The following is a 2553-nucleotide window of genomic DNA, read 5'->3' as shown; positions in this document are numbered from 1 at the left end:
AGGGGAAGCTTGCCCCCTTTTTATTTCAGCCGGGCCCGGCCGCGGCGCGCCCGCCGTCCTTGATGGGCGTGGCGAAGCTGTACTCGATGTCCCAGGGAAAGTGGATCCACTTCGTCTGCTTGAACTCCTTGACGAAGGTGTCGACGATCGGCCGGCCCGCCGGCTTGGCGTACAGCGTGGCGAAGTAGGCCTTGGGCAGCATCTGGCGCACCGCCTGCGCCGTGCGCCCCGTGTCCACCAGATCGTCGATCAGCAGGTAGCCGTCGCCGTCGCCGCTCACGCCCTTCAGCACCTGCACGCCGCCCTGCACCTGCGCCGCGCCGCCCTTTTCGCCGGCACCGTAGCTCGTGACGCACACCGTGTCCACCAGGCGGATGTCCAGCTCGCGCGCCACCAGCGCGGCGGGCACCAGCCCGCCGCGCGTCACGGCGATGATGCCCTTCCAGGGCCCCTTGCGGTGCAGTTCTTCGGACAGGAAGCGGGCGTCGCGGTGCAGCTCGACCCAGGAAATGATGATCTCGTCTTCGTACGGGACGCGCGCCATGCGAAATTCTAACGGGTCGCCTGCCCGCGGAACGCCCAGCCGGTGAAGCGCGCCTCGATCAGCGCGGTGCCCGCGTAGAGCAGGATGCCCAGCACGGCCAGCACCAGCAGCCCGGCGAACACGATCGGCACCTGGAATGCCGCCTGGGCGTCGAGCATCAGCTTGCCGATGCCCTTGTTGGCGCCCACGGTCTCCGAAACCACCGCGCCGACGAAGGCGAGCGTGATCGCCACCTTGAGGGAGCCGAAGAAATAGGGCAGCGAACGCGGGATGCCGACCTTGCGCATGATGTCGAGCTTGGAGGCGCCGAGCGCGCGCAGCACGTCCTCGAGCTCGGGCTCGGTGGTGGCGAGGCCCGTGGCCACGTTGACCACGATGGGGAAGAAGGAGATCAGGAACGCCGTCAGCACCGCCGGAATCTCGCCGATGCCGAACCAGAGGATCAGCACCGGCACCACCGCCACCTTGGGCACCGAGTTGAATCCCACCATCACCGGGTAGATGCCGGCATAGAGCGCGCGATGCCAGCCGACGCCGATGCCCAGCAGCAGGCCGAACGCGGTGGCCATGAGGAAGCCCGTCAGCGTGGTCCAGAGGGTGACCCACGAGTTGTCGATGATCGGCGCGCGGTACTGCCACAGCGCGCCGAAGACGTCGGAAGGCGCCGGCAGGATGGTCAGCGGCACCTTCAGCGCCCGGCAGACGGCTTCCCAGGCGACGAACAGCAGCACGGTGAAGACCGTCGGCGACACCACCCGGATGGCGAACTCGCGCCGGTCCATCAATGCTTGCCGATCAGGCCGCGCAGCTCGTGCACCACGTCCTGGAACGGCTGCGTATAGACCACGTCCAGCTCGCGCGGCCGCGGCAGGTCCACCGCCTTGCGCAGCACGATGCGCCCCGGGCGGCTGGACATCACGTACACCGTGTCGGCGAGGAACACCGCCTCGCGCAGGTCGTGCGTCACCAGCATCACCGTGACGCGGCGCTGCGCCTGCAGGTCGCGCAGCGCGCACCACAGCTCCTCGCGCGTGAACGCGTCCAGCGCGCCGAACGGCTCGTCCAGCATCAGGATCTCGGGCTCGTGGATCAGCGCGCGACAGATCGAGGTGCGCTGCTGCATGCCGCCGGAAAGCTCCCACGGGTACTTGTCGGTGAAGCCGGCCAGGCCGACCGACTGCAGCAGCTCGCGCGCCTTCTGCCGGTACCTGGGCCGGTTGCGCGAGAAATCGTCGCGGTAAGGCCGCACGATCTCCAGCGGCAGCAGGACGTTGTCGAGCGCGCTGCGCCAGGGCAGCAGGCTCGAGTTCTGGAACGCCATGCCGACCGACTTGAGCGGCCCGCTGACCGGCTTGCCTTCCACGCTGAGCCGGCCGGCGAGCGGCGGATGCAGGCCGGAGATCAGCTTCATCAGCGAGCTCTTGCCGCAGCCCGACGGCCCCACCACGGCGATGAACTCGCCGCGGCCGATCTCCAGGCTGACGTCGTCGATGGCCTTGACCGCGGCGCCGCCGCGGCCGTAGGCCATCGAAACGTGTTCTAGGGTGACCAATTACTTGACGAGGCGCTGCTCCCGCGGCGGCAGGTATTGCGCGGTGAACACGTCGGCCGCCTTCGGCTTGTTGGTGTACTGGAAGGTGAGGCCGATCTGGTCGATGGAGCGCTCCAGGCGCTTCATGTCGACGCCGCCCAGGCCGTTGCGCCGCACGTCGGGAGTGACGAAGTTCTTCTCCAGCGACAGCTTGAGGCGCTCCAGCTCGACCTCGCGCTTGGCGATGGGGTTGCGCTTCATGAGCGCGTCGATCGCCGCCCCGGGATCGCGCAGCGTCTCCTGGATGCCGCGGATGGTGGCCTTGACGAAGCCCGAGACCACTTTCGGCTGGTGGCGCATCACGTCCGGGTTGGCGACGAGGACGTTGCCGTAGAGGTCCACGCCGTGCTCGCGCATGTGCAGCACCACGATGTCCTCGCCCTTCACGCCGTTCGCCTTCAGGTTCATGTAGGAGGAG

4 protein-coding genes are annotated in these 2553 nt (G+C 68.2%); all 4 read right to left on the bottom strand.

What is annotated here, in order from left to right:
* Window positions 1-25: 25 nt before the first annotated feature.
* Window positions 26-544 (bottom strand): xanthine phosphoribosyltransferase, encoded by a 519-nt coding sequence (gene gpt, locus VFM98_RS04370; protein WP_325108674.1) that lies wholly within the window; start codon window positions 542-544, stop codon window positions 26-28.
* A gap of 8 nt (window positions 545-552) precedes the next feature.
* Window positions 553-1326, bottom strand: a complete 774-nt coding sequence (locus tag VFM98_RS04365; protein ID WP_325108673.1) for an ABC transporter permease — start codon at window positions 1324-1326, stop codon at window positions 553-555.
* Window positions 1326-2072: an ABC transporter ATP-binding protein gene (locus tag VFM98_RS04360; protein ID WP_325108672.1), complete on the bottom strand. Its 747-nt coding sequence runs from the start codon at window positions 2070-2072 to the stop codon at window positions 1326-1328. The genes VFM98_RS04365 and VFM98_RS04360 overlap by 1 nt, the downstream gene beginning before the upstream one ends.
* A gap of 24 nt (window positions 2073-2096) precedes the next feature.
* The coding region (locus tag VFM98_RS04355) for an ABC transporter substrate-binding protein (RefSeq protein WP_325108671.1) at window positions 2097-2553 on the bottom strand (457 nt) is incomplete at its 5' end.

The sequence above is a fragment of the Ramlibacter sp. genome, from assembly GCF_035706265.1.
GTDB lineage: Bacteria > Pseudomonadota > Gammaproteobacteria > Burkholderiales > Burkholderiaceae_C > Ramlibacter.
Note: the sequence above shows the minus strand (reverse complement) of the source record. Positions and strands in the feature narration are given on the sequence as shown.